17 protein-coding genes are annotated in these 19,869 nt (G+C 67.6%); 8 read left to right on the top strand and 9 right to left on the bottom strand.

The annotated features are described in order from the left end of the window. Nucleotides 1–31: 31 nt before the first annotated feature. The 5 genes from ACYP5B_RS20390 to ACYP5B_RS20370 all read right to left on the bottom strand — a co-directional run bounded on the left by ACYP5B_RS20390 (nucleotide 32) and on the right by ACYP5B_RS20370 (nucleotide 6,233). Nucleotides 32–919, bottom strand: a complete 888-nt coding sequence (locus ACYP5B_RS20390; RefSeq protein WP_318231167.1) for a carbohydrate ABC transporter permease — start codon at nucleotides 917–919, stop codon at nucleotides 32–34. Next, nucleotides 916–1,815: a carbohydrate ABC transporter permease gene (locus tag ACYP5B_RS20385; RefSeq protein ID WP_318231166.1), complete on the bottom strand. Its 900-nt coding sequence runs from the start codon at nucleotides 1,813–1,815 to the stop codon at nucleotides 916–918. The genes ACYP5B_RS20390 and ACYP5B_RS20385 overlap by 4 nt, the downstream gene beginning before the upstream one ends. Nucleotides 1,816–1,917: 102 nt before the next feature. Further along, nucleotides 1,918–3,240 (bottom strand): ABC transporter substrate-binding protein, encoded by a 1,323-nt coding sequence (locus ACYP5B_RS20380; protein WP_400091524.1) that lies wholly within the window; start codon nucleotides 3,238–3,240, stop codon nucleotides 1,918–1,920. Continuing rightward, a complete protein-coding gene (locus ACYP5B_RS20375) occupies nucleotides 3,237–4,409 on the bottom strand; it encodes an ABC transporter ATP-binding protein (protein WP_318231164.1) in 1,173 nt (390 codons plus the stop codon). The genes ACYP5B_RS20380 and ACYP5B_RS20375 overlap by 4 nt, the downstream gene beginning before the upstream one ends. A gap of 90 nt (nucleotides 4,410–4,499) precedes the next feature. After that, the gene (locus ACYP5B_RS20370; RefSeq protein WP_400091522.1) at nucleotides 4,500–6,233 is read right to left on the bottom strand and encodes an IlvD/Edd family dehydratase; all 1,734 of its coding nucleotides are present in this window, start codon (nucleotides 6,231–6,233) and stop codon (nucleotides 4,500–4,502) included. 325 nt (nucleotides 6,234–6,558) lie between these two features. On the opposite strand from ACYP5B_RS20370, the gene ACYP5B_RS20365 reads away from it, so the two are divergent. Together ACYP5B_RS20365 and ettA are read left to right on the top strand one after the other, a co-directional pair. Further along, nucleotides 6,559–7,326, top strand: a complete 768-nt coding sequence (locus ACYP5B_RS20365; protein ID WP_400091521.1) for a FadR/GntR family transcriptional regulator — start codon at nucleotides 6,559–6,561, stop codon at nucleotides 7,324–7,326. 64 nt (nucleotides 7,327–7,390) lie between these two features. Then, entirely contained in the window at nucleotides 7,391–9,058 is a 1,668-nt protein-coding gene (ettA, locus tag ACYP5B_RS20360; protein ID WP_318231162.1) for an energy-dependent translational throttle protein EttA, read from the top strand. 90 nt (nucleotides 9,059–9,148) lie between these two features. Here ettA and ACYP5B_RS20355 read toward each other — a convergent pair whose 3' ends face one another. The 4 genes from ACYP5B_RS20355 to ACYP5B_RS20340 form a co-directional block, all read right to left on the bottom strand. Next, nucleotides 9,149–10,312, bottom strand: coding sequence for a metallophosphoesterase (locus ACYP5B_RS20355; RefSeq protein WP_267605108.1), 1,164 nt, complete (start codon nucleotides 10,310–10,312; stop codon nucleotides 9,149–9,151). 291 nt (nucleotides 10,313–10,603) lie between these two features. Then, entirely contained in the window at nucleotides 10,604–11,908 is a 1,305-nt protein-coding gene (locus ACYP5B_RS20350) for an MATE family efflux transporter (RefSeq protein ID WP_459570967.1), read from the bottom strand. A 97-nt stretch (nucleotides 11,909–12,005) separates the two neighbouring features. Further along, nucleotides 12,006–12,542 carry a winged helix-turn-helix transcriptional regulator gene (locus ACYP5B_RS20345; protein ID WP_459570932.1) on the bottom strand — a complete coding sequence of 179 codons (537 nt, stop codon included), beginning with the start codon at nucleotides 12,540–12,542 and terminating at the stop codon, nucleotides 12,006–12,008. Nucleotides 12,543–12,688: 146 nt separating this feature from the next. Next, nucleotides 12,689–13,621: a LysR family transcriptional regulator gene (locus tag ACYP5B_RS20340; protein ID WP_459570931.1), complete on the bottom strand. Its 933-nt coding sequence runs from the start codon at nucleotides 13,619–13,621 to the stop codon at nucleotides 12,689–12,691. Between the two features lie 161 nt (nucleotides 13,622–13,782). Here ACYP5B_RS20340 and ACYP5B_RS20335 point away from each other — a divergent pair, with 161 nt between their 5' ends. From ACYP5B_RS20335 to ACYP5B_RS20310, 6 genes are all read left to right on the top strand, one after another. Further along, nucleotides 13,783–14,715, top strand: coding sequence for an SDR family oxidoreductase (locus ACYP5B_RS20335; RefSeq protein ID WP_459570930.1), 933 nt, complete (start codon nucleotides 13,783–13,785; stop codon nucleotides 14,713–14,715). Beyond that, nucleotides 14,715–16,220, top strand: a complete 1,506-nt coding sequence (locus tag ACYP5B_RS20330) for an acyl-CoA synthetase (RefSeq protein WP_459570929.1) — start codon at nucleotides 14,715–14,717, stop codon at nucleotides 16,218–16,220. The genes ACYP5B_RS20335 and ACYP5B_RS20330 overlap by 1 nt, the downstream gene beginning before the upstream one ends. A 40-nt stretch (nucleotides 16,221–16,260) precedes the next feature. Further along, on the top strand, nucleotides 16,261–17,238 hold the full coding sequence (locus ACYP5B_RS20325; protein WP_459570928.1) for a Bug family tripartite tricarboxylate transporter substrate binding protein: 978 nt from the start codon (nucleotides 16,261–16,263) through the stop codon (nucleotides 17,236–17,238). A gap of 129 nt (nucleotides 17,239–17,367) precedes the next feature. Then, a complete protein-coding gene (locus ACYP5B_RS20320; protein ID WP_459570927.1) occupies nucleotides 17,368–18,852 on the top strand; it encodes a chloride channel protein in 1,485 nt (494 codons plus the stop codon). A 126-nt stretch (nucleotides 18,853–18,978) separates the two neighbouring features. Next, a complete protein-coding gene (locus tag ACYP5B_RS20315) occupies nucleotides 18,979–19,260 on the top strand; it encodes a hypothetical protein (RefSeq protein ID WP_267605115.1) in 282 nt (93 codons plus the stop codon). 96 nt (nucleotides 19,261–19,356) lie between these two features. Continuing rightward, nucleotides 19,357–19,869, top strand: a 513-nt coding sequence (locus tag ACYP5B_RS20310) for a hypothetical protein (RefSeq protein ID WP_459570926.1), incomplete at its 3' end; no start/stop codon positions are given.

Here is a 19,869-nt window from a genome sequence, read left to right as displayed (position 1 = left end):
CTTTCCGCCGGCTTGTCCGCTGGCTTTCCGCCTATTCCTTGACCGCTCCGGTCATGCCCGATACGTAGTATTCGACGAAGAACGAATAGATCAGCGCCACCGGCAACGAGCCCAGCAATGCACCCGCCATCAGCGCGCCCCAGTGGTAGACGTCGCCCTCGACCAGTTCGGTGACGATGCCCACCGGCACCGTTTTCACCTCGGACGAGGAGATAAAGGTCAGCGCGTAGATAAACTCGTTCCACGACAGCGTGAAGGCGAAGATGCCGGCCGAGATCAGGCCCGGCACGGCCAGCGGCAGGATGATCTTGACCAGGATTTCCCAGCGCGTGGCGCCGTCGATCAGCGCGCACTCTTCCAGCTCGTAGGGGATGGAGCGGAAGTAGCCCATCAGCAGCCAGGTGCAGAACGGGATCAGGAAGGTGGGGTAGGTGAGGATCAGCGCCCAGCGCGTATCGAACAGGCCGAGCTGGAATACGATCGACGCCAGCGGGATAAACAGGATCGAGGGCGGGATCAGGTAGGCCAGGAAGATCGCCAGCCCGACCTGCTTCGCGCCCTGGAAGCGCAGCCGCTCGATGGCATAGGCGGCCAGCACGCTGGCGGCCAGCGAGGCGAAGGTGGAGATCGTGGAGACGATCACGGTATTGAGCAGCCAGGCCGGGTAGGGCGTGTCGAACAGCAGCTTCCTGAAGTGGGCGAACGTGGGTGCCATCACCAGGAAGGGGTTGGCGCTGCGCATCAGCAGTTCGCCGTCCGGCTTGAAGGCGGTGATCGCCATCCAGTAGAAGGGAAACAGCAGCACGAAGACGAAGATGCCCAGCGGGATGTAGATGGTCACCCAGCGCCGCGGTATCGATTGCAGGTAGTCCATCCCCTGCGCGGTGTCCTGCTGCTCAGCTGCGGCCGTCGCTTTCATTTGTCGCCTCCCTGTTGCCAGCCGCGCCGCTGCAGGCCGAAGTATGAGAACAGGATGGCGGCCAGCAGGAAGGGCACCATCATTGTGGCGATCGCCGCGCCTTCGCCTAGCGAGCCGCCGGGAATCGCGCGCTGGAACGACAGCGTGGCCATCAGGTGCGTGGCATTCAGCGGGCCGCCGCGCGTGAGCACGTAGATCAGCTGGAAATCGGTGAAGGTGAACAGCACGGAGAAGGTCATCACCACCGCGATGATCGGCGTCAGCAATGGCAGTGTGACGTAGCGGAACTGCTGCCACGGCGTCACGCCGTCAATGGACGCGGCCTCGTACAGCGAGGGCGAGATCGTCTGCAAGCCAGCCAGCAGCGAGATGGCGACAAAGGGAATGCCGCGCCAGACATTGGCCGCGATGGTGGACAAGCGCGCCAGCCACGGGTCTCCCAGGAAGTCGATATAGCGGTCGATCAGCCCGAGCTTGACCAGCGTCCAGCTGATGATGGAGAACTGCGCGTCATAGATCCACCAGAAGGCCAGTGCCGACAGTGCGGTCGGCACGATCCATGGCAGCAGCACGATGGCGCGAAAGAAGGACTTGAACGGCAGGTTCTTGTTGAGCAGCAGCGCCAGCCACAGGCCCAGCGCGAACTTCACCACGCTGGCCACCACGGTGTAGAAGATCGTATTGAACAGCGCCAGTTGGGTGAGCGAGTCGCCGGCCAGATAGGTGTAGTTCGACAGCCCGATCCATTCGCCGGTGCCGCCGATCTTGGTATTGGTGAAGCCGAGCCATACGCCGAGGCCGAGCGGGTACGTCAGGAAGACCAGCAGCAACAGCGCGGTGGGCAGCATGAACAGCAGCCCCAGCGCATGGCGGTTGTTCAACAGGCGGGAAATCATGGTTTACCTCGCATGGCTCACCTCGCAGGGTTCGGCTTTTGCGGGCGCGGCGGTGCTGCCGCGCCCTCGTCTCGCTTCAGGCGTTGGCCATTAGTTGGCCAACTACGCCTTGTAGTATCGCTGCGCCCGCTCCGCCGCGCGCGCCGCCGCCTCCTTGGGCGTCTTGGAGCCGCTGGCCGCCTCCGCCACCATGTCGACCACGATGTAGTCGGCCATGGCCGCGGCCGACGCGGTGCCCAGCGGGCCAGCATGGCCGTTGTCGAGCATCAGCGCGGCGGCGTCGCGATAGACGGTGTGCTTGGGATCGGCCGTCCAGATCGGGTTGGCCTCGTAGGCCTTGAGCGGCTGGCTGACGTAGCCGATGGCGGCTTCCATCCAGGGGTTGTACTGCTCCGGCTCCATCATGAACTGCAGGTAGGCCTTGGCCGCGTTCGGATACTTGGAGTATTTGAACAGCATCATCTGCGTGATCTGCATCAGCTCGGTGGGTTTGCCTGACGTGCCGATCGGGAAGTGCGCGTGCTGGATGTCGCGCGCCATCTCCTGCAGCTTGGGCTCCTTCGAATTCTTGGCCGCATAGTAGATCGAGATGCCGTTGGCGGTCAGGCTGATCTGTCCGTCGAGGAAGGCCTTGTTGTTCGACGGGTCCTGCCATGACAGCGTGCCCGGCACAAAGGTGGCGTAGAGCTGCTTGGCATACTCCAGCGCGGCCCAGGTCTCAGGCGAGTTGACCACCACCTTGCCCTTGTTGTCGACCAGCATGCCGCCGTGCGACCACAGCAGCCAGTGTGCCCAGTTGTTGCCGTCGCCCACGGCCTTGCCGAGGGCAAAGCCACACGGCGTGTTCTTGGCCTTGAGGCCCTGGCACAGCTTGAGGAAGCCGGCGATGTCCTTGGGCACGGTGTCGAAACCAGCAGCCTTGATGTGGCTCTCGCGATAGACGAGCGCGTTGCCGACCACGCCCAGCGGCAGGCCAATCCACTTGCCGTTATGCGTCCCATACTTGCGGCAGACGTCGTACCAGCCGCCATATTTGCCGCCCAGGTAGGTGGCCAGGTCGGTCAGGTCGACCAGCTTGTCGGGATATTGCTGCGGGTCATCGAACCAGCCGACGATGACGTCCGGCCCGCTGCCCACGCTGGCCGCCACCGCGGCCTTGGGGCGCACGTCTTCCCAGCCTTCGTTGTCGACGCGTACCTCGACGCCGGTCAGCTCGGTGAACTTCTTTGTGTTGGCGTTCCACAGGTCTTCATCGCCCTGCACGAAACGCTTCCATCGCAGCACGCGCAGCTTGGCGCCGGCTTCCGGCTTGTATTGCAGTGCAGCCGGCGCGGCGAAGGCATTGCCGCCGATCGCCGTGGTGGCCGCAACCGCCGCCGTGGATACCAGGAAATCGCGTCTCGTGAAGTTGCTCGGTGTGCTCATCGCTTTGTCTCCTCCGTGGTCAGGGGCTCCGCCCCGTGCTGGTCATGCCTGCTTCCCGGATCGTCCGCCGGTGCCGCCGGGCCGCGCCGCAATAGCGTCTGGCCTGAATCGGCATCGAACAGATGCGTGTGCTGGTGGTCGGGCACCAGACTCAGGATGTCGCCTGCCGCGAATTCATGGCGCTCGCGGAAGATCGAGATGAACTCCGTCTCGCAAAAGCGGGAATAGATCTCGGTGTTGGCGCCGGTGGGCTCCACCACCGATACACGGTTCTGCAGGCCCTGGCCGGGCGCGCCCAGGCTCAGGTGCTCCGGCCGCACGCCGTAGATCACGCGCTGGCCGTCGGTCCCCGCGCTGGGGTCCAAGCGCGCGGGGGCGGGCAGGCACGTGCCGTCGGGAAACTCGATCACGGCATTGCCGCCCTGGAGGCGCAGCACGCCGGGCAGGAAGTTCATCGCCGGCGAGCCGATGAAGCCGGCCACGAAAAGGTTGTCGGGATGGTCGTAGAGTTCGAGCGGCTTGCCGCGCTGCTCCACGCGGCCGTCGCGCATCACCACGATCTGGTCGCCCATGGTCATGGCCTCGATCTGGTCGTGCGTGACATAGACCGAGGTGGTGCGCAGGCGCTGGTGCAGCTCCTTGATCTCCGCGCGCATCTGCACGCGCAGCTTGGCGTCCAGGTTGGAGAGCGGCTCGTCGAACAGGAACACCTGCGGATCGCGCACGATGGCGCGGCCCATGGCCACGCGCTGACGCTGTCCGCCCGAGAGCTGCCGCGGGTAGCGCTCCAGCAGGCTGTCCAGGCCGAGAATGGCCGAGGCCTTGGCCACTTTTTGCTTGATCTCGTCCTTGTCGCCCCTGGCGAGCTTGAGCGAGAAGGCCATGTTGTCGTAGACCGTCATATGCGGGTAGAGCGCATAGTTCTGGAACACCATGGCGATGTCGCGCTCCTTGGGCGGCAGGCGGTTGACCACGCGCTCACCGATGGAGATCTCGCCGGTGGTGATCTCCTCCAGCCCGGCGATCATGCGCAGCAGCGTGGACTTGCCGCAGCCGGATGGCCCGACCAGCACCGTGAACTGGCCATCGGCGATATCGATGTCCACGCCGCGGATGACCTGCGTGCTGCCGAAGTATTTCTGGATGCCGCGAATCTGGACCGATGCCATGGGTGGTGTCTCCGTGAGCCGCTTATGCCCGTTCATGCCGGGGGCGGCAGTGCGTCGCGAATGGAAAGCCGTGTGTGGCGACGGCGCGCCTCAGTGGTTGTCCTTGGGCACGGCGGCGCCGCTCTTGCCTACCAGGAAATCCAGGTCGGCGCCCAGGTTGGCCTGCTGCACATGCTCGACATACAGGCGCGTCCAGCCGCGCTCCATCGGCAGCGCGGGCGCCTGCCACGCAGCGCGGCGGCGCTGCAGCTCGGCCTCGTCGACATGCAGGTGCAGCTTGCGCGCGGCCACGTCCAGCTCCACCATGTCGCCGTCCTGCACCAGCGCGAGCGGGCCGCCGGCGGCGGCTTCCGGCGCCACGTGCAGCACCACCGTGCCGTAAGCCGTGCCGCTCATGCGCGCGTCCGATACGCGGACCATGTCGGTGATGCCCTTGCGGAGGACCTTGGGCGGCAGCGGCATGTTGCCGGCCTCGGCCATGCCGGGGTAGCCGCGCGGGCCGCAGTTCTTCAGCACCAGCACGCAGGTCTCGTCGACGTCGAGCAATTCATCGTCTAGCCGCTGGTGCATGTGCTCGCTGTTCTCGAACACCACCGCGCGCCCAGTGTGCTTGAGCAGTGCCGGCGTGGCGGCCGATGGCTTGATCACCGCGCCGTCGGGGCACAGGTTGCCGCGCAGCACGGCGATGCCGGCGTTGTCCTTGAAGGGCGCGTCGAAGGCGTGGATGACTTCGCGGTTCCAGTTGGGCGCGTCCTTGCAGTTGTCCCACAGCGTCTTGCCGTTGACGGTGAGCGCGTCTTGCGCGAGCACCGATTGCAGTTCGCGGATCACCGCGGGCAGGCCGCCGGCGTAGTAGAAATCTTCCATCAGGTGGCGCCCGGATGGCTGCAGGTCGAGCAGGCATGGCAGCTCGTGGCCCAGCGCATCCCAGTCCTCCAGCTTGAGCTGGACGCCGATGCGCCCGGCGATGGCCAGCAGGTGGATGACGGCGTTGGTCGAGCCGCCGATGGCCGCGTTGACACGGATCGCATTCTCGAACGCGTCCCGGGTAAGGATCTTCGACATCACCAGGTTGTCCTTCACCATCTCCACGATACGGCGTCCGGAAGCCCGCGCCAGCACGTTGCGGCGGCCATCCACCGCGGGAATCGCGGCGTTGCCGGGCAGGCTCATGCCCAGCGCCTCCACCATGCTGGCCATGGTCGACGCGGTGCCCATCGTCATGCAGTGGCCGTGCGAGCGGTGCATGCAGCTCTCGGCCTCGAAGAAGTCTTCCTGCGACATCTGCCCGGCCCGCACTTCTTCCGACATCTTCCACACATCGGTGCCGGAGCCCAGCTCGCCGCCGCGGAACTTGCCGCTCAGCATCGGGCCGCCGGAGACGCCGATGGTGGGCAGGTCGCACGAGGCCGCGCCCATCATCAGCGCAGGCGTGGTCTTGTCGCAGCCCATCAGCAGCACCACGCCATCGATCGGGTTGCCGCGGATCGATTCCTCCACGTCCATGCTCGCCAGGTTGCGGAACAGCATGGCGGTGGGGCGCAGCATGGTTTCGCCGAGCGACATGACCGGGAATTCAAGCGGAAAGCCGCCGGCTTCCCACACGCCGATCTTGACCTGTTCGGCCAGCGTGCGGAAATGCGAGTTGCAGGGCGTGAGCTCGGAGTAGGTGTTGCAGATGCCGATGACCGGACGGCCATCGAACTGGTCGTGGGGGATGCCGCGGTTCTTGAGCCATGAGCGATAGATGAAGCCATCGCGGTCGAGGCGGCCAAACCAGGCTTGGCTGCGGCGCGTGGGGGGCGTCGGCTTGTCGTCGTTCACTCGGGTCTCCTGCGTTTTCGCGGGGGCCGCGTAGCGACGGCTGGCGCGTAGGCGCTACGTGTGCTGATGCCCGCTTTAATGTGCGCTGCAGATACGGATGCCCACGACCAATTGCACTGCCTTGCCGCATGCATGCCGAGTGAGCGGAGTCTAGTTCACGAGTCTGGACAGGTAAACTGGTATTACCAATTAGTGGTCTTTACCGATGCCGCCGCGCATGCTGCAGCGCGCGATGAATCCGCCTGGACATTCGCTAGCGCGCTGCCTAGACTCCAGCCGGCTGGACAAATGGTCAAACCAATTTCGCCAGACGCTCGGGCCGCACATGCCTATCCATTCGATCGAACCGCAACGCCTGTACCGCCAGATCAGCGCCCAGCTGCGCACGCTGATCCAGGCCGGCGAGTTTCCGGTGGGCTCGCGCCTGCCGGCGGAGCGGGATTTGTCGGTGCAGCTCGGCGTCAGCCGCCCATCGCTGCGCGAGGCGTTGATCGCGCTCGAGGTCGAGGGCTATATCGAAGTGCGGATGGGCTCCGGCATCTACGTGTGCGAGCCGCCGTCATCCGTCGACGCCGGCTTCGACCTGTCCGGCGAGGAAGGGCCGCTCGAGCTGATTCGCGCGCGTGCGCTGGTGGAAGGCGAGGTCGCCGCGCTGGCGGCCAGGAGCGGGCGCAAGGCCCAGTTCGACGCGATCGAGGAGGCCATTGCGCAGATGGCCGCCGAAGCTGCCGCCGGCATCAAGCCGCTCGATGCGGATCGCCTGTTCCATGTGCGGGTGGCGCAAGCCACCGGCAACAGCGTGCTGGTGGGCGTGGTGCGCCGGCTCTTCGACCTGCGCCTCGGGCCGCTGTTCGATCAGCTGAACAGCCACTTCGAGACGCCCGAGGTCTGGGCACAGGCCATCGCCGAGCACCGTGAAGTGCTGGCGGCGCTGCGCGGCAAGGATCCGGAGCTGGCGCGCGCGGTTATGCAGCGGCATATGGACATCGCTTACCGCCGCCTGACCTCCAGCCTGACCCGCACGCGCAAGCGCGCAGCCGGCACGCCGAGCGCCGCGCCGCGCGCCCGGAAGGCGTCCTCAGGGGCGTCATGAAGGGCCTTGTGCGGACCGGCTTTGCTACACTTGGCCGATTCCCCCCAATTTCACCCGGATCCGCATGGCACAGTACGTTTTCACCATGAACCGCGTGGGCAAGATCGTCCCGCCCAAGCGTCACATTCTCAAGGACATTTCCCTGTCCTTCTTCCCGGGCGCCAAGATCGGCGTGCTGGGCCTGAACGGCTCGGGCAAGTCGACCGTGCTGAAGATCATGGCGGGCCTCGACAAGGAAATCGAAGGCGAAGCCACGCCCATGCCCAACCTGAACATCGGCTACCTGCCGCAGGAGCCGCAGCTGGATCCCGAGCAAACCGTGCGCGAGTCGGTGGAAGCAGCGCTGGGCGGCGTGTTCGAAGCCCGCAAGAAGCTCGACGAGATCTATGCGGCTTATGCCGAGCCGGATGCGGATTTCGACGCGCTGGCAGCGGACCAGGCCAAGTACGAAGCCATCCTGGCGGCCAGCGACGGCAACAACGCCGAGCTGCAGCTGGAGATCGCAGCCGACGCGCTGCGCCTGCCGCCGTGGGAAGCCAAGGTGGGCAACCTGTCGGGCGGCGAGAAGCGCCGCGTGGCGCTGTGCCGCCTGCTGTTGTCGCGCCCCGACATGCTGCTGCTCGACGAACCGACCAACCACCTGGATGCGGAATCGGTGGAATGGCTGGAGCAGTTCCTCACGCGCTTCCCCGGCACCGTGGTGGCGGTGACCCACGATCGCTACTTCCTTGACAACGCGGCCGAGTGGATCCTGGAGCTGGACCGTGGCCAAGGCATTCCCTGGAAGGGCAACTACAGCTCCTGGCTGGACCAGAAGGAAGCGCGACTGAAGCAGGAAGAATCGAGCGAGTCGGCCCGCCAGAAGGCGCTGCACAAGGAACTGGAATGGGTGCGGCAGAACCCCAAGGGGCGACAAGCCAAGTCCAAGGCGCGTCTGGCGCGCTTTGACGAACTGAACAGCCAGGAATACCAGAAGCGCAACGAAACCCAGGAAATCTTCATTCCGGCAGGTGAGCGCCTGGGCAACGAGGTGATCGAGTTCAACGGCGTGAGCAAGGCCTACGGCGAGCGCCTGCTGATCGACGACCTCAGCTTCAAGGTGCCGCCCGGCGCCATCGTCGGCATCATCGGCCCCAACGGCGCCGGCAAGTCGACCTTCTTCCGCATGCTCACCGGCAAGGAACAGCCGGACAGCGGCGAGATCAAGGTCGGCCCGACCGTGAAGATGGCCTACGTGGACCAGAGCCGCGATGCGCTCGACGGCAGCAAGACCGTGTTCGAAGAGATCTCCGGCGGCGCCGACGTGCTGACGGTTGGCCGCTACGAAACGCCGTCGCGCGCTTACATCGGCCGCTTCAACTTCAAGGGCTCCGACCAGCAGAAGCACGTGGGCACGCTCTCGGGTGGCGAGCGCGGGCGCCTGCACCTGGCCAAGACGCTGATCTCCGGCGGCAATGTGCTGCTGCTCGATGAACCGTCGAACGACCTCGACGTGGAAACGCTGCGCGCGCTGGAAGATGCGCTGCTGGAGTTCGCTGGTTGCGTGATGGTGATCTCCCACGATCGCTGGTTCCTGGACCGGATCGCCACTCACATCCTGGCCTTCGAGGGCGAGTCGCACGTGGAGTTTTTCCCGGGCAACTACCAGGAATACGAGGCGGACAAGAAGCGCCGCCTGGGTGAAGAGGGTGCCAAGCCCAAGCGTATTCGTTACAAGCCTATCGTGCGATAAGCAGGATCGGAAGGCGGCGTACGGTTGCGCGCCAACAAAGGACAAGGGCCCCGCTCGCGCGGGGCCCTTTCTCTTTCGCCCGCCCGATCTTTACGCCAGGTTCGCGTTGCGCGGCGGCCCTGCCTTGGGCACCAGCCGCAGCTTCGTAATCTCCGAGGGCGCGCCAAAGCGCTTGGGCGGCCCCCAGTAGCCGGTGCCGCGGCTCACATACACCCACATTGCCTCATGCCGGTTGAGCCCGGCGGTATAGGGCTGCTGCATCGGCACGAACAGGTTCCAGGGCCAGAACTGGCCGCCGTGCGTATGCCCGGAAAGCTGCAGGTCGAAGCCGGCGGTGGAAGCGGCTGGCGCGGTGCGCGGCTGGTGCGCCAGCAGCACGCGCGCTGCCACCACCGCCGGCGCGCCGTCCAGCGCGCGCGCCGGGTCGCTGCGGTGGCTTTCGTCGAAGCGGTGGGCGGAGTAGTCGGTCACGCCGGCCAGCACCAGCGCTTCCTCGTCCTCGCCGATCACCACATGCTCGTTCATCAGCACGCGCAGGCCCAGCCTGCGCAGCTCGATGATCCACGGCTCGGCGCCGGCGTAGTACTCGTGGTTGCCGGTGACGAAGAACGTGCCATGGCGCGCCTTCAGATCGCCCAGCGGCGCGGTGTGCGGCGCCAGCTCGCGCACCGTGCCGTCGACCAGGTCGCCGGTGATGGCGATGGCGTCCGGCCGCAGCCCGTTGACGCGCGCCACGATGCGCTCCAGGTAGGCGCGCTTGATGGTGGGGCCGACGTGGATATCGCTGATCTGCACGATGGTGAAATCGTGCAGCGAGTCGGGCAGGCCGGCGATCGGCACTTCCACTTCCACCACCTGCGCCAGCCGCCGCGCATTGAACAGCCCCAGCGCGGTGACCAGCAGCGCGAGCACCGGCACCGCCACCGCGGTGCGGGGCAGCAGCCAGTCCGGCTGCCAGCTTGCAACGGCGCTTGCCAGCAGCACAACGTCGCGTGTCAGCGTCAGCACCAGTAGCGAGGAGAAGAAACCCATTGCCAGCATGCCCACCCAGGTAAGCGCATCGGACCACGGCTGGTCCAGGCGCCGCGCCAGCAGGCCGGCTGGGATCAGCGGCCAGGATAGCGCCAGCCACGCCACGGCAAGCGCCTTGACGACATAGGATACGGGCAGGTCGGGTAACAGGCGCAGGCCGATGTAGCCATGCAACAGCCCAACCACGATGGCCGCGACGAAAACGGTGGTACGAGGGGGCATGCCGCCTCCAAGAGAGCGAACGCCAGGAACATTCCCGCGTCCAGTTTTGTTTTAGTGCATTCCAGCGCCGCGATGCAGGCGGAACCGCAGGTGAAAGGCAGGTCTTCCGTGCCCGTGCGCCTGTTGTCGCTCAATGTCCGTTTGGCGTCGCTTTTTCGCCGCGCCATGCAAGAGGTACGTAGCTGAGGCTGCCGCCAGGCACATTCAAGACCCAAGCCGTGTTTTAGCTGCATGGCCGAACCCACCGAAGCAAGATGCGCAGCTCGCCGCGATTCGCCGCCCGCCTCAGCCTCAGCGCGCCGACCAGTTAGCGTCGCGCACGCCGAACGCCGTCACCACGCCGTAGGCAGTGATGCCAAGCGCCACGCCCAGGAAATGCCCGTCCAGGCCCATGCCCGCGACATTGGCCAGCACCCAGCCGCCGCCGGCGGCCAGCGCGATGCGCGAGATGCCGGCCGCGATCGGCCAGCCCATGCGGCCGGCGCCCATTGCCGCAAAATACAGCGCCATGCCCAGCCCGAAGCCGCCGAAGGCCGGCGCTACCCAGGACAGCGCGCGCGCGGCGATGCTGGCCACCTCGGCATCCTTGGTGAAGAACCCGACAAAGGTATCCGGCGCCAGCCCCACCACGGCACCGACCGCACCGGCCAGCGCCAGTGCCATCAACGCACCGGCCCACGCCGTGCGGCGCGCGGTGGCCCAGTCGCCCGCGCCCACCGAGAGGCCCACCAGCGCGGTCAGCGCCGAGCCCACGCCGAACGCCAGCGGAATCATCAGGAACTCCAGCCGCGCCGAGATGCCGTAAGCGGCTACTGCGGCGGTGCCGTAGTGGCGCAGCTGTGCGGTCACCAGGATGGTGGACAGGTTGGCTACCGAGGCCAGCGCGCAGGCCACCAGCCCCACCGACAGGATGCGGGTGAACAGCGCGCGCGACGGGCGGATCCGCAGCATCGGCACGAACCCTGCGCCGCCCCGCAGCACCACCCAGGCCATGGCCAGCGCTGCCGCCCACGACACCGCCGCCAGCGACGCGCCGATGCCGGCCAGGCCCATGCCCACCGGTTCGGCCAGCGTCCAGGCCAGCACCGGGAAGACGATCCACATCAGCGACAGCACCCGCGCCGCCAGCGCATGGCGGCCACCACCGCGCAGCACCGATGCCAGCGTGTTGGCCAGCCAGGCCGGCACCGCGCCGGCGCCGAACAGCCAGATCGCATACGTGGCGGCCGCGTCGGCCGCGGTCTGCCCCGCCACCGCGCCCAGTATGCCGCGCGCGAAGCCGGCCATCGCCACGGCAAACGCCAGGCCCGCCGTGAGCGCGATGATGAGCGCGTGCAGCACCAGCGACGAGGCTTCCTCGCGCTTGTTCGCGCCCAGCGCGCGGGCGATGGCCGCTGCCACGCCGCCACCCATGGCGCCGGTGGACATCTGCTGTAGCAGCAAGGCAAATGGCAGCACCACCGCCCAGCCCGCCAGCGCCGCCATGCCTTGGCGTGCCGCCAGCCAGGTCTCGATCAGTTGCGCGCCGGACTGCAGGAAGGCGATCAGGCTGGTGGGCGCGGCCAGCACCAGGATGCGGCGCATCAGTTCGCGCATCAGCGGGTGTCCGGGGGTGGCAATGGGGGTGGCAATGGGTGCGGCCGTGCCTGCGGCCGGCGCCATCGCGGCTGCGGCCATGGGATTGGCTTGCGGCTCACTCATGGCTGGACACCGATTCTTCCGTCAGCGGGTCGTTCGTGGCTTGCGGGTCGGCAGCGGCGCCAAAGCGCCGCCGCAGATAGCCGCCCGCGCCCGGGCCGGGGGCCACGCGCAGGTCGTCCAGCGTCAGCGGGCTGCCGTCCGGGCGGGCCAGCGCCGGCGTGGCGATCTCCGCGCCGGTGTGCTTGTCCTGCAGCAAGGTGAGCGGGCCGCGCTCGTCGGTCATCCAGCGGTCGGCCCAGGCCTTCAGCGCCACGAAGGCGGGGAAGAAGTCGCGGCCTTTTTCTGTGAGGTGGTAGACGTGCCGCGCGCTGTCGGGTGCTGGCACGCGCTCCAGCATGCCGTGTTCCACCAGCGTCTTCAGGCGCGCGCTGAGGATGTTGGGCGCGATGCCCAGGTGGCGCTGGAATTCGTCAAAGCGGGTGCTGCCGTAGAACGCCTCGCGTAACAAAAGAATGGCCCAGCGCTCGCCCAGTACCGCCATCGAGCGGGCAATCGGGCAAGGCATGCTGGCAAAGTCGGTATGTCCCATGGTCTCCTTTCGCTCGGCTTGCAGGGTTGGCTCGGATTTTTTACTTGCATTTTGCAAGCCAGCGGTTCCGGCGTATCTTAACTTGCACTTTGAAAGTTCGCTGGCGTGCTGCGAGTGGCGCGCGGGGAGACCCGCACCAAAGCGGATCAGGGCGCGCACAAAGCGGCATCGCCCGGGCCGCTGAAGACATCCAGCGCCGGAATCCGCTCGCGCAGGAAGTCGATCAAGGCGCGCGTGGCCATCGACGGATGCAGGTTGGGTGTGGTGATGATGTAGAGCCGGCTGCCCAATCCTTCCGGTTTCCATCCGGTCAGCACCGGCACCAGGCGGCCTTCGCGCACATCGTCCCAGCCGGCGTAGACGGGCAGCAGGCCCACGCCGTGGCCGTCGCGTACCGCGCGCATCAGGAAGGGGAAATGCTCGGATTGCAGGTGCGGGCTCAGTTCCACTTCGTCGCGCTGCTCGCCGCAGTTGAGCGTGAGCACGAAGCGCCGCGCGGGGTAGGGCGGGCACAGGAACTGGCAGCGCGCCAGGTCGGCCGGGGTTAGCAGCGGGCCGTGGCGCGCCAGGTAGCCGGGCGAGGCGCAGAGCTGCCAGTCGATGGCGCAGATGTCGCGCGCCACGTGGTCCAGCGGCGGCTGCGAGGTGACCTTGAGCGCCACGTCGATCTCCGCGGCGATCAGGTCCACCACGCGGTTGGCAAAGAACACCCGCAGCGAGATGCCGGGATGCCGCCCGGTGAATTCCAGTAGCAGCGGCGCGAGGAAGGTGTCGCCCAGCCCGGTCGGCACGCTCACCCGCACATGGCCGCGCAGGGTGGTGCCCAGGCTGTCGATCTCCGCCTGGGCCGCCGCTACTTCCTGCAGGATGCGCAGGCCGTGCTGGTAGAGCGCGCGCCCCGGCTCGGTCAGCTCCAGCCGGCGCGTGGTCCGGCGCAGCAACTGCGCGCCGGCCTGGTGCTCCAGCTCGCGCAGCTGGCGGCTGACCTGCGAGCGCGTGACGCCGCGCCGCCGGCCCGCCTCGGACAAATTGCCGGCCTCGACGATGTCGACGAAGGCCTGGATCAGGTTGAGGTCCATCCGGGATTCCATGGAGAATTGTCGCGTCTGACGCAACATTGTGAGTTTCCACGAGGGAATTGTCGATGCCGGGAACCGGGGCTACAGTGACCATGCCCTGGCGGATTGCCACGGCGGGGCCAGGCAGGCGCCACGCCGCCCTACAACAAGCAGGAGACACCATGTTCAAGGACGATCTTTTCGCCGGCCAGCGCGTGCTGATCACCGGTGGCGGCACCGGGCTGGGCCTGATCATGGCCGAGCGCCTGGCCGGGCTGGGGGCAGAGTTGCACCTGTGCGGGCGCCGGCTGGCGGTGCTGGACGAGGCCGCCGAGATGCTGCGCCACCAGCACGGCACCAAGGTCGTGACCCACGCGGTGGATATCCGCGACGCGGCTGCCGTCGACGCCATGATCGAGACCATCTGGACCCGGCACGGCCCGCTCGACTGCCTGGTCAACAACGCCGCAGGCAACTTCATCAGCCGCACCGAGGACCTGTCGCCCAACGCCTTCCACGCCATCTCCGACATCGTCTTTCGCGGCACCTTCTACACCACGCAGGCCGTGGGCAAGCGCTGGATCCGCGACGGCCATCCTGGCTCGGTGCTCTCCATCGTCGTGACCTGGGTCTGGACCGGCTCGCCCTTCGTGGTGCCCTCTGCCATGTCCAAGGCGGGCGTGGATGCGATGACCAAGTCGCTGGCCGTGGAGTGGGGCCGCCACGGCATCCGCTGCAACGCCATCGCGCCGGGGGTGATCCCGACCGAAGGCGCGGGCTCGCGCCTGCGCCCGCAGGACTCGCAGCAAGACGCCATGAGCGGCCAGAACCCCACGGGCCGCATCGGCCAGCCGCAGGATATCGGCAACCTGGCCGCCTTCCTGCTGGCCCGCGACAACTCCTGGATCAACGGACAGACCATTGCGCTGGATGGTGGCGATTACCTCGCCAACGGCGCTTATTTCAAGCAGTACCTGGACTGGGGCGACGCCGAGTGGCAAGCCGCGCGTGAGCGCATCGCGGCCAGGAACGCCGCCGATCGTGCCGGCCGCACTGTCAACGCACCGACCCCGACCACCCCTATCACCAAGCCTAGCCAGGCTGGAGACAACTGATGGCCGCTGACCTCTGGTTTGAAGACACCCACCGTACCGGCGCCGAACTGAGCGAGCGCGGCGCGCGCCTGGCCGGCGGCCTGCGCGCGCTCGGCCTGGCCGAAGGCGACGTGGTCGCGGTGCTGCTGCGCAATGACCCGGTCTTTGCCGATATCGTGCACGCCTGCCGCACGGCCGGCACTTACTATTGCCCGATCAACTGGCACTTCACCGCCGAGGAAATCCGCTTCCTGTTGACCGACAGCGGCGCCTGCGCCTTGATCGTCAGCGCCGACCTGCTGGACGGCGTGCGCGCCGTGGTGCCCGTAAGCGTGCAGGTGCTGGCCGTGGCCGCGCCGGGCCAGGGCAGCCCCGCGGGCGCCACCGACTACGAAAGCTGGCTCGCGGCGCAGCAACCGTATGACGGCCCGCGCGTGGCGCCGCGCGGCCACATGGCCTACACCTCCGGCACCACCGGCCGCCCCAAGGGCGTGCTGCGCGCCGCGCCGCCGCTGGCCATGCTGGACGAGCAGCTCGCGCGCATGCGCTCGGTGGTGGCGCAGACCATGGGCATCGTACAGGGCACGCGCGCGCTGATGGCCGCGCCGCTGTATCACAGCGCACCGGGCGTGTTCATCCAGAACGCGCTGCAGCTCGGCGAGCGCCTGGTGCTGTGCGCACGCTTCGATCCGGAGCACGTGCTGGCGCTGGTGGAGAAGCACCGCATCGACGTGCTCTACCTGGTGCCGATCATGTACGTGCGCATGCTCAAGGTGCCGCCCGAAGTGCGCGCCCGTTACGACTTGTCTTCGTTGCGCTTTGTCGCGTCGACTGGTGCGCCGTGCGCGCCCGAGGTCAAGCGCGCCATGCTGGACTGGTTGGGCCCGGTGGTCCACGAAACCTACGCTTCGAGCGAGGCCGGCATGATTACCGTGGCCACCCCCGCCGACGCCGTGGCCAAGCCTGGCACGGCGGGCCGCCCGGTGGACCAGGGCGAAGTGCGCATCCTGGATGAGCAGGGCGTTGCCTGCGCGCCCGGCGAGATCGGCCTGGTCTATGTGCGCCAGCCCGCCTACCCGGACTTCACCTATCGCAACAACGAGGCCGCCCGCCGCGCCATCGACCGCGACGGCCTGGTGAGCCTGGGCGACATGGGCTACCTGGATGCGGACGGCTACCTCTTTATCTGTGACCGCGCCTCCGACATGGTGATCTCCGGCGGCGTGAACATCTACCCGGCCGAGATCGAGCACGAGCTGGTGCGCTATCCCGGCGTGGCCGACTGCGTGGTGTTTGGCGTGCCCGACGACGAATACGGCGAGCGCTTGCTGGCCATGGTGCAACCCGTGGCGGGGGCCACGCTGGAGGAGGGGGCCATCATCGAGTGGCTGCGCCAGCGCCTGTCCGGCTTCAAGGTGCCGCGCACCATCGTGGTGGAGGCGCTGCTGCCGCGCGACGATACCGGCAAGCTGGCCAAGCGCCGCCTGCGCGACAAGTACTGGGAAGGGCGTACGCGGCGGGTTTGAGCGGGGCACCAGACATCAGAAAAACCAAGGAGACTACGCAATGCATAGCTGGAAAACCGGATGGCGCGCCTGGGCCGGCGCCGCCCTCTTCGCCTGTTCGCAAGTGGCGGCTGCCGCCTATCCCGACCGTCCCATCAAGCTGGTAGTGCCCTACACGCCGGGCGGCTCCACCGACCAGTTCGGACGTGGGCTGGCTGATGGCATGAGCCGTGTGCTCAAGCAGACGGTGGTGGTGGAGAACCGCCCTGGCGCCGCCACCATGATCGGCACGCAAAGCGTGGCGCGCGCGCCCGCCGATGGCTACACCATGGTGCTGGCCACCAACGGCAGCATGGTGCTCAACCCCATGCTCTACAAGAAGATCGCCTACGATCCGCCGCGCGACTTCCGGATCTTCACCGTTGGTGCCGAGGCGCCGCTGGTGGTGGTGACCAACAGCCAGGTGCCGGCGACCAGCATCCGCGAGTTCGCGGCCTACGCCAAGGCCAGCGGCGGCAAGCTCAACTACGCCTCGGTCGGCCTGGGCAACGCGCTGCAGCTCGCCACCGAAATGCTCAAGACCGAGCTCGGGATCTCGGTCACCCATGTGCCGTACAACGGCAGCGCGCCGGCGCTCTCGGCGCTGCTCGCCAACGATGTGCAACTGATGGTGGACGTGGTCAGCACCTCGCTGCCGCACATCAAGGGCGGCAAGCTGCGCGCGCTGGCGGTCACCGGCCGCACCCGGCTGGAAGTGTTGCCCAATGTACCGACCGTGGCCGAAGGCGGCTATCCCAACTTCCAGGCCGCAACCTGGTTCGGGCTCGCCGTGCCGGCGCAGACGCCGCCGGACGTGGTGGAAAAGCTGCAGGCCGCAGCCGCGCAGGTCCTCAAGGATCCGCACTTCCGGGCGACCTTCAGCGCATTGGGTCTGGTGATCCAGCCGCCGCGCAGCCAGGCCGAGATCGACCGCTACGTGGAGGCGGATCGCGAGCATTGGGGCAAGGTCATCCGCGCCAACAGCATCAGCCTGGACTGAGTGGAGGGCGTCTGGTGCGCGCTTTGTGCGCGGCATGCCTGGAGGCGATCGGCGTATAGTTCCATCACGCCGTGATGATTCCGGCCCTCGGGCTGGTCACGGCATTTCTTCGCCCACGCCTGCCGCTCCATGAACGACGTCACGCCAAATCACAGCCAAGGTCCCGAGCCGTCCGATCCTGGCAACGCTTCCGACCGCGTTTCCGAGCGCGCCTCCGACCGCGACCGGCTGCGCGCGCTGCGCCGTCGCGCCCGCATGGCCGCGGGCCGCAAGTCGCGCCAGATGTGGCGTATCTCCCGCACCACCCTGCGCTACGCCGTCTTCATGTGCGGCGCCGGCGGCGTGGCGCTGTTCTCCCTGATCTTCGCGTGGATTGCCGAGGTGGCCCTGCGCTGGAACGCGCAGCTGGCGGCCGCCACGCCCTGGCTGGCCTTCGTGCTGCTGCCCCTCGGGCTGGCCGCGCTGCGCTGGCTCACGATCCGCCTGGCGCCGCAGGCGCGTGGCAGCGGCATCCCACAGGTGATCGCCGCGTTCGGCCTGCCTCCGGCGGGGCCGGCGCAGACCCTGCTGGTATCGTTCCGCCAGTCCATGTGGAAAGTGCTGCTGACCACCGGCGGCCTGCTGGCGGGCGCCTCCATCGGCCGCGAGGGGCCGTCGGTGCAGGTGGGCGCCGCGGCCATGCTCGCCTGGGGGCGCTGGTGCCAGGAGAAGCTGCGCTTTCGCATCGGCTTTCATCCCAACGCGCTGATCGCCGCCGGCGCCGCCGGGGGGCTGGCCGCCGCCTTCAATACGCCGCTGGCGGGCGTGGTGTTCGCCATCGAGGAGCTCGGCCGCGGTACTGCCGTGCGCTGGGACCGGCTGGTGCTGTCGGGGGTGCTGACCGCCGGCTTTCTCTCGCTGGCGATCCTTGGCAACAATCCCTATTTCAGCGTCAAGACGCCGATCCTCGCACTGCACGATGCCTGGGGGCCGGTACTGCTGTGCGCCCTGGTCAACGGCGTGCTGGGCGGACTGTTTGCCAAGCTGCTGATCGGCGGCGTGCCCGCGTTGATGCCGGCGCGGCTGCTCGCCTGGCCGTTGCAGCATCCCGTGCTGGTGGCCTTCCTGTGCGGCCTGGTGGCCGCGGTGATCGGCTGGTCCACCGGGGGCGCCACCTTTGGCACCGGCTACGAACAGGCCGCCGGCCTGATCAATGGCGAGCCGCACGCCACGCTGTGGTTCGGCGTGGCCAAGCTGGCGGCGACCGTGGTCTCGTATTTCGCGGGCATTCCCGGTGGCATCTTCACCCCCTCGCTGGCTATTGGTGCCGGCATCGGCGCCAATGTGGCGGACTGGGTCGGCCACCTCTTCGGCGGCATGACCGAGCCGCGCGTGCTGGCGCTGGTGTCGATGGCCGCCTTCCTGGCTGCCGCCACCCAGGCGCCCATCACCGCCAGCGTGATCGTGATGGAGATGACGCGCTCGCAGGACCTCACCCTGTTCCTGCTGGCGGCGTCGCTGCTGGCCTCGTTCCTGGCGCGCCAGTTCTGCCCGCACCCGTTCTATCACCACGTGGGCCATGCCTTCCGGCGCGAAGCCCTGGCAGCCACGCGCAAAGTGGCCCCCGCCACATAAAGAGCCGTGGCCATGGTGCCGGGTGCCGCTTTGTCTTACCATGGGCGGCGCCCGGGCCATGCACCCGGCGCTGTGTACCGGCGGCACAGGAGGATCCGCGCCGGCACCACGAACCGGGGAGCACAGATGGCCACAAGACGACCGTCGGGCAGTGACGCCGCATCACGCCCGCAGCCGCAGAAGTCCCATAGCAAGGAAAGCACCGCTTTGCGCGACCTCGGGCCGGACACCGTCTGGCATACGCGCGGCCTGCATGGCCATACCCGCCCGCGCGCGCCGTTACCGTCGTCGGCGCGCTCGCCGCGGCGGCAGTTGCCGCCCAGCCGGGTGCCGCGCCTGATGCTGTGGGGCTTGCTGCTGGTGTTGCTGGCGGTCATGGCCAACGCAGTGATGAATATGACGCATTAACCCCCGGCAATGTGCCTGCCATGCCATCTTGTGGCGGGTGGCAGGAACCACGCGCGCAGGGGGCGCTCCAACCCGGAGCTTTTCTCAGGAGTCTGGATGAAATACCCCCTCGCCGGGCTGGCCGTTGCCAGCTTGCTGCTGATTTCGCCTTGGGCCGGCGCTGCCCCCAAGGATGGCGCCGCCGACAAACTGGCGCCGATGCTGGATAGCCTGGAGATTGGCAGCCCGCTGCCCACGCTGCCCGATTGCGCCGACAAGCGCACCCCAGACGGCCGCGACGTGACCGCCCTGTGTGTTGAAGTGCGTGGCGACGGCGTGATGCGCCAGGTTGGCGTGCCGCGCGACAAGCGGCCCGCCTTCATGGACGGTCCCCACGTGGTGGCCTTTGTCGACCGCAACGCCCTGGTCGGCGTGATCGTGCCAACCGACGGCGTCCGCTCCGAGAAAGACGTGGTGGACAGCCTCACCGCGCGCTACGGCAAGCCGTTCCGCTCCGAGCAGACGAAGATGAAGGACAAGGCCGGCCAGCCCATCACCAGCGTGCATGCCGGCTGGATGAAAAAGCCGCTGACCGTGGAGCTCTATGCCATTCCGGAGGATCCCGCCACC

The organism is Cupriavidus sp. 8B (genome assembly GCF_054589115.1).
This window is presented reverse-complemented; position numbering and strand designations above follow the sequence as displayed.

Bases quoted from the DNA above. Each gene is read 5' to 3' on its own strand.
- ACYP5B_RS20390 (WP_318231167.1), bottom strand. From the start codon at position 919: ATGAAAGCGACGGCCGCAGCTGAGCAGCAGGACACCGCGCAGGGGATG.
- ACYP5B_RS20385 (WP_318231166.1), bottom strand. From the start codon at position 1,815: ATGATTTCCCGCCTGTTGAACAACCGCCATGCGCTGGGGCTGCTGTTC.
- ACYP5B_RS20380 (WP_400091524.1), bottom strand. From the start codon at position 3,240: ATGAGCACACCGAGCAACTTCACGAGACGCGATTTCCTGGTATCCACG.
- ACYP5B_RS20375 (WP_318231164.1), bottom strand. From the start codon at position 4,409: ATGGCATCGGTCCAGATTCGCGGCATCCAGAAATACTTCGGCAGCACG.
- ACYP5B_RS20365 (WP_400091521.1), top strand. From the start codon at position 6,559: ATGCCTATCCATTCGATCGAACCGCAACGCCTGTACCGCCAGATCAGC.
- ettA (WP_318231162.1), top strand. From the start codon at position 7,391: ATGGCACAGTACGTTTTCACCATGAACCGCGTGGGCAAGATCGTCCCG.
- ACYP5B_RS20355 (WP_267605108.1), bottom strand. From the start codon at position 10,312: ATGCCCCCTCGTACCACCGTTTTCGTCGCGGCCATCGTGGTTGGGCTG.
- ACYP5B_RS20350 (WP_459570967.1), bottom strand. From the start codon at position 11,908: ATGCGCGAACTGATGCGCCGCATCCTGGTGCTGGCCGCGCCCACCAGC.
- ACYP5B_RS20345 (WP_459570932.1), bottom strand. From the start codon at position 12,542: ATGGGACATACCGACTTTGCCAGCATGCCTTGCCCGATTGCCCGCTCG.
- ACYP5B_RS20340 (WP_459570931.1), bottom strand. From the start codon at position 13,621: ATGGACCTCAACCTGATCCAGGCCTTCGTCGACATCGTCGAGGCCGGC.
- ACYP5B_RS20335 (WP_459570930.1), top strand. From the start codon at position 13,783: ATGTTCAAGGACGATCTTTTCGCCGGCCAGCGCGTGCTGATCACCGGT.
- ACYP5B_RS20330 (WP_459570929.1), top strand. From the start codon at position 14,715: ATGGCCGCTGACCTCTGGTTTGAAGACACCCACCGTACCGGCGCCGAA.
- ACYP5B_RS20325 (WP_459570928.1), top strand. From the start codon at position 16,261: ATGCATAGCTGGAAAACCGGATGGCGCGCCTGGGCCGGCGCCGCCCTC.
- ACYP5B_RS20320 (WP_459570927.1), top strand. From the start codon at position 17,368: ATGAACGACGTCACGCCAAATCACAGCCAAGGTCCCGAGCCGTCCGAT.
- ACYP5B_RS20315 (WP_267605115.1), top strand. From the start codon at position 18,979: ATGGCCACAAGACGACCGTCGGGCAGTGACGCCGCATCACGCCCGCAG.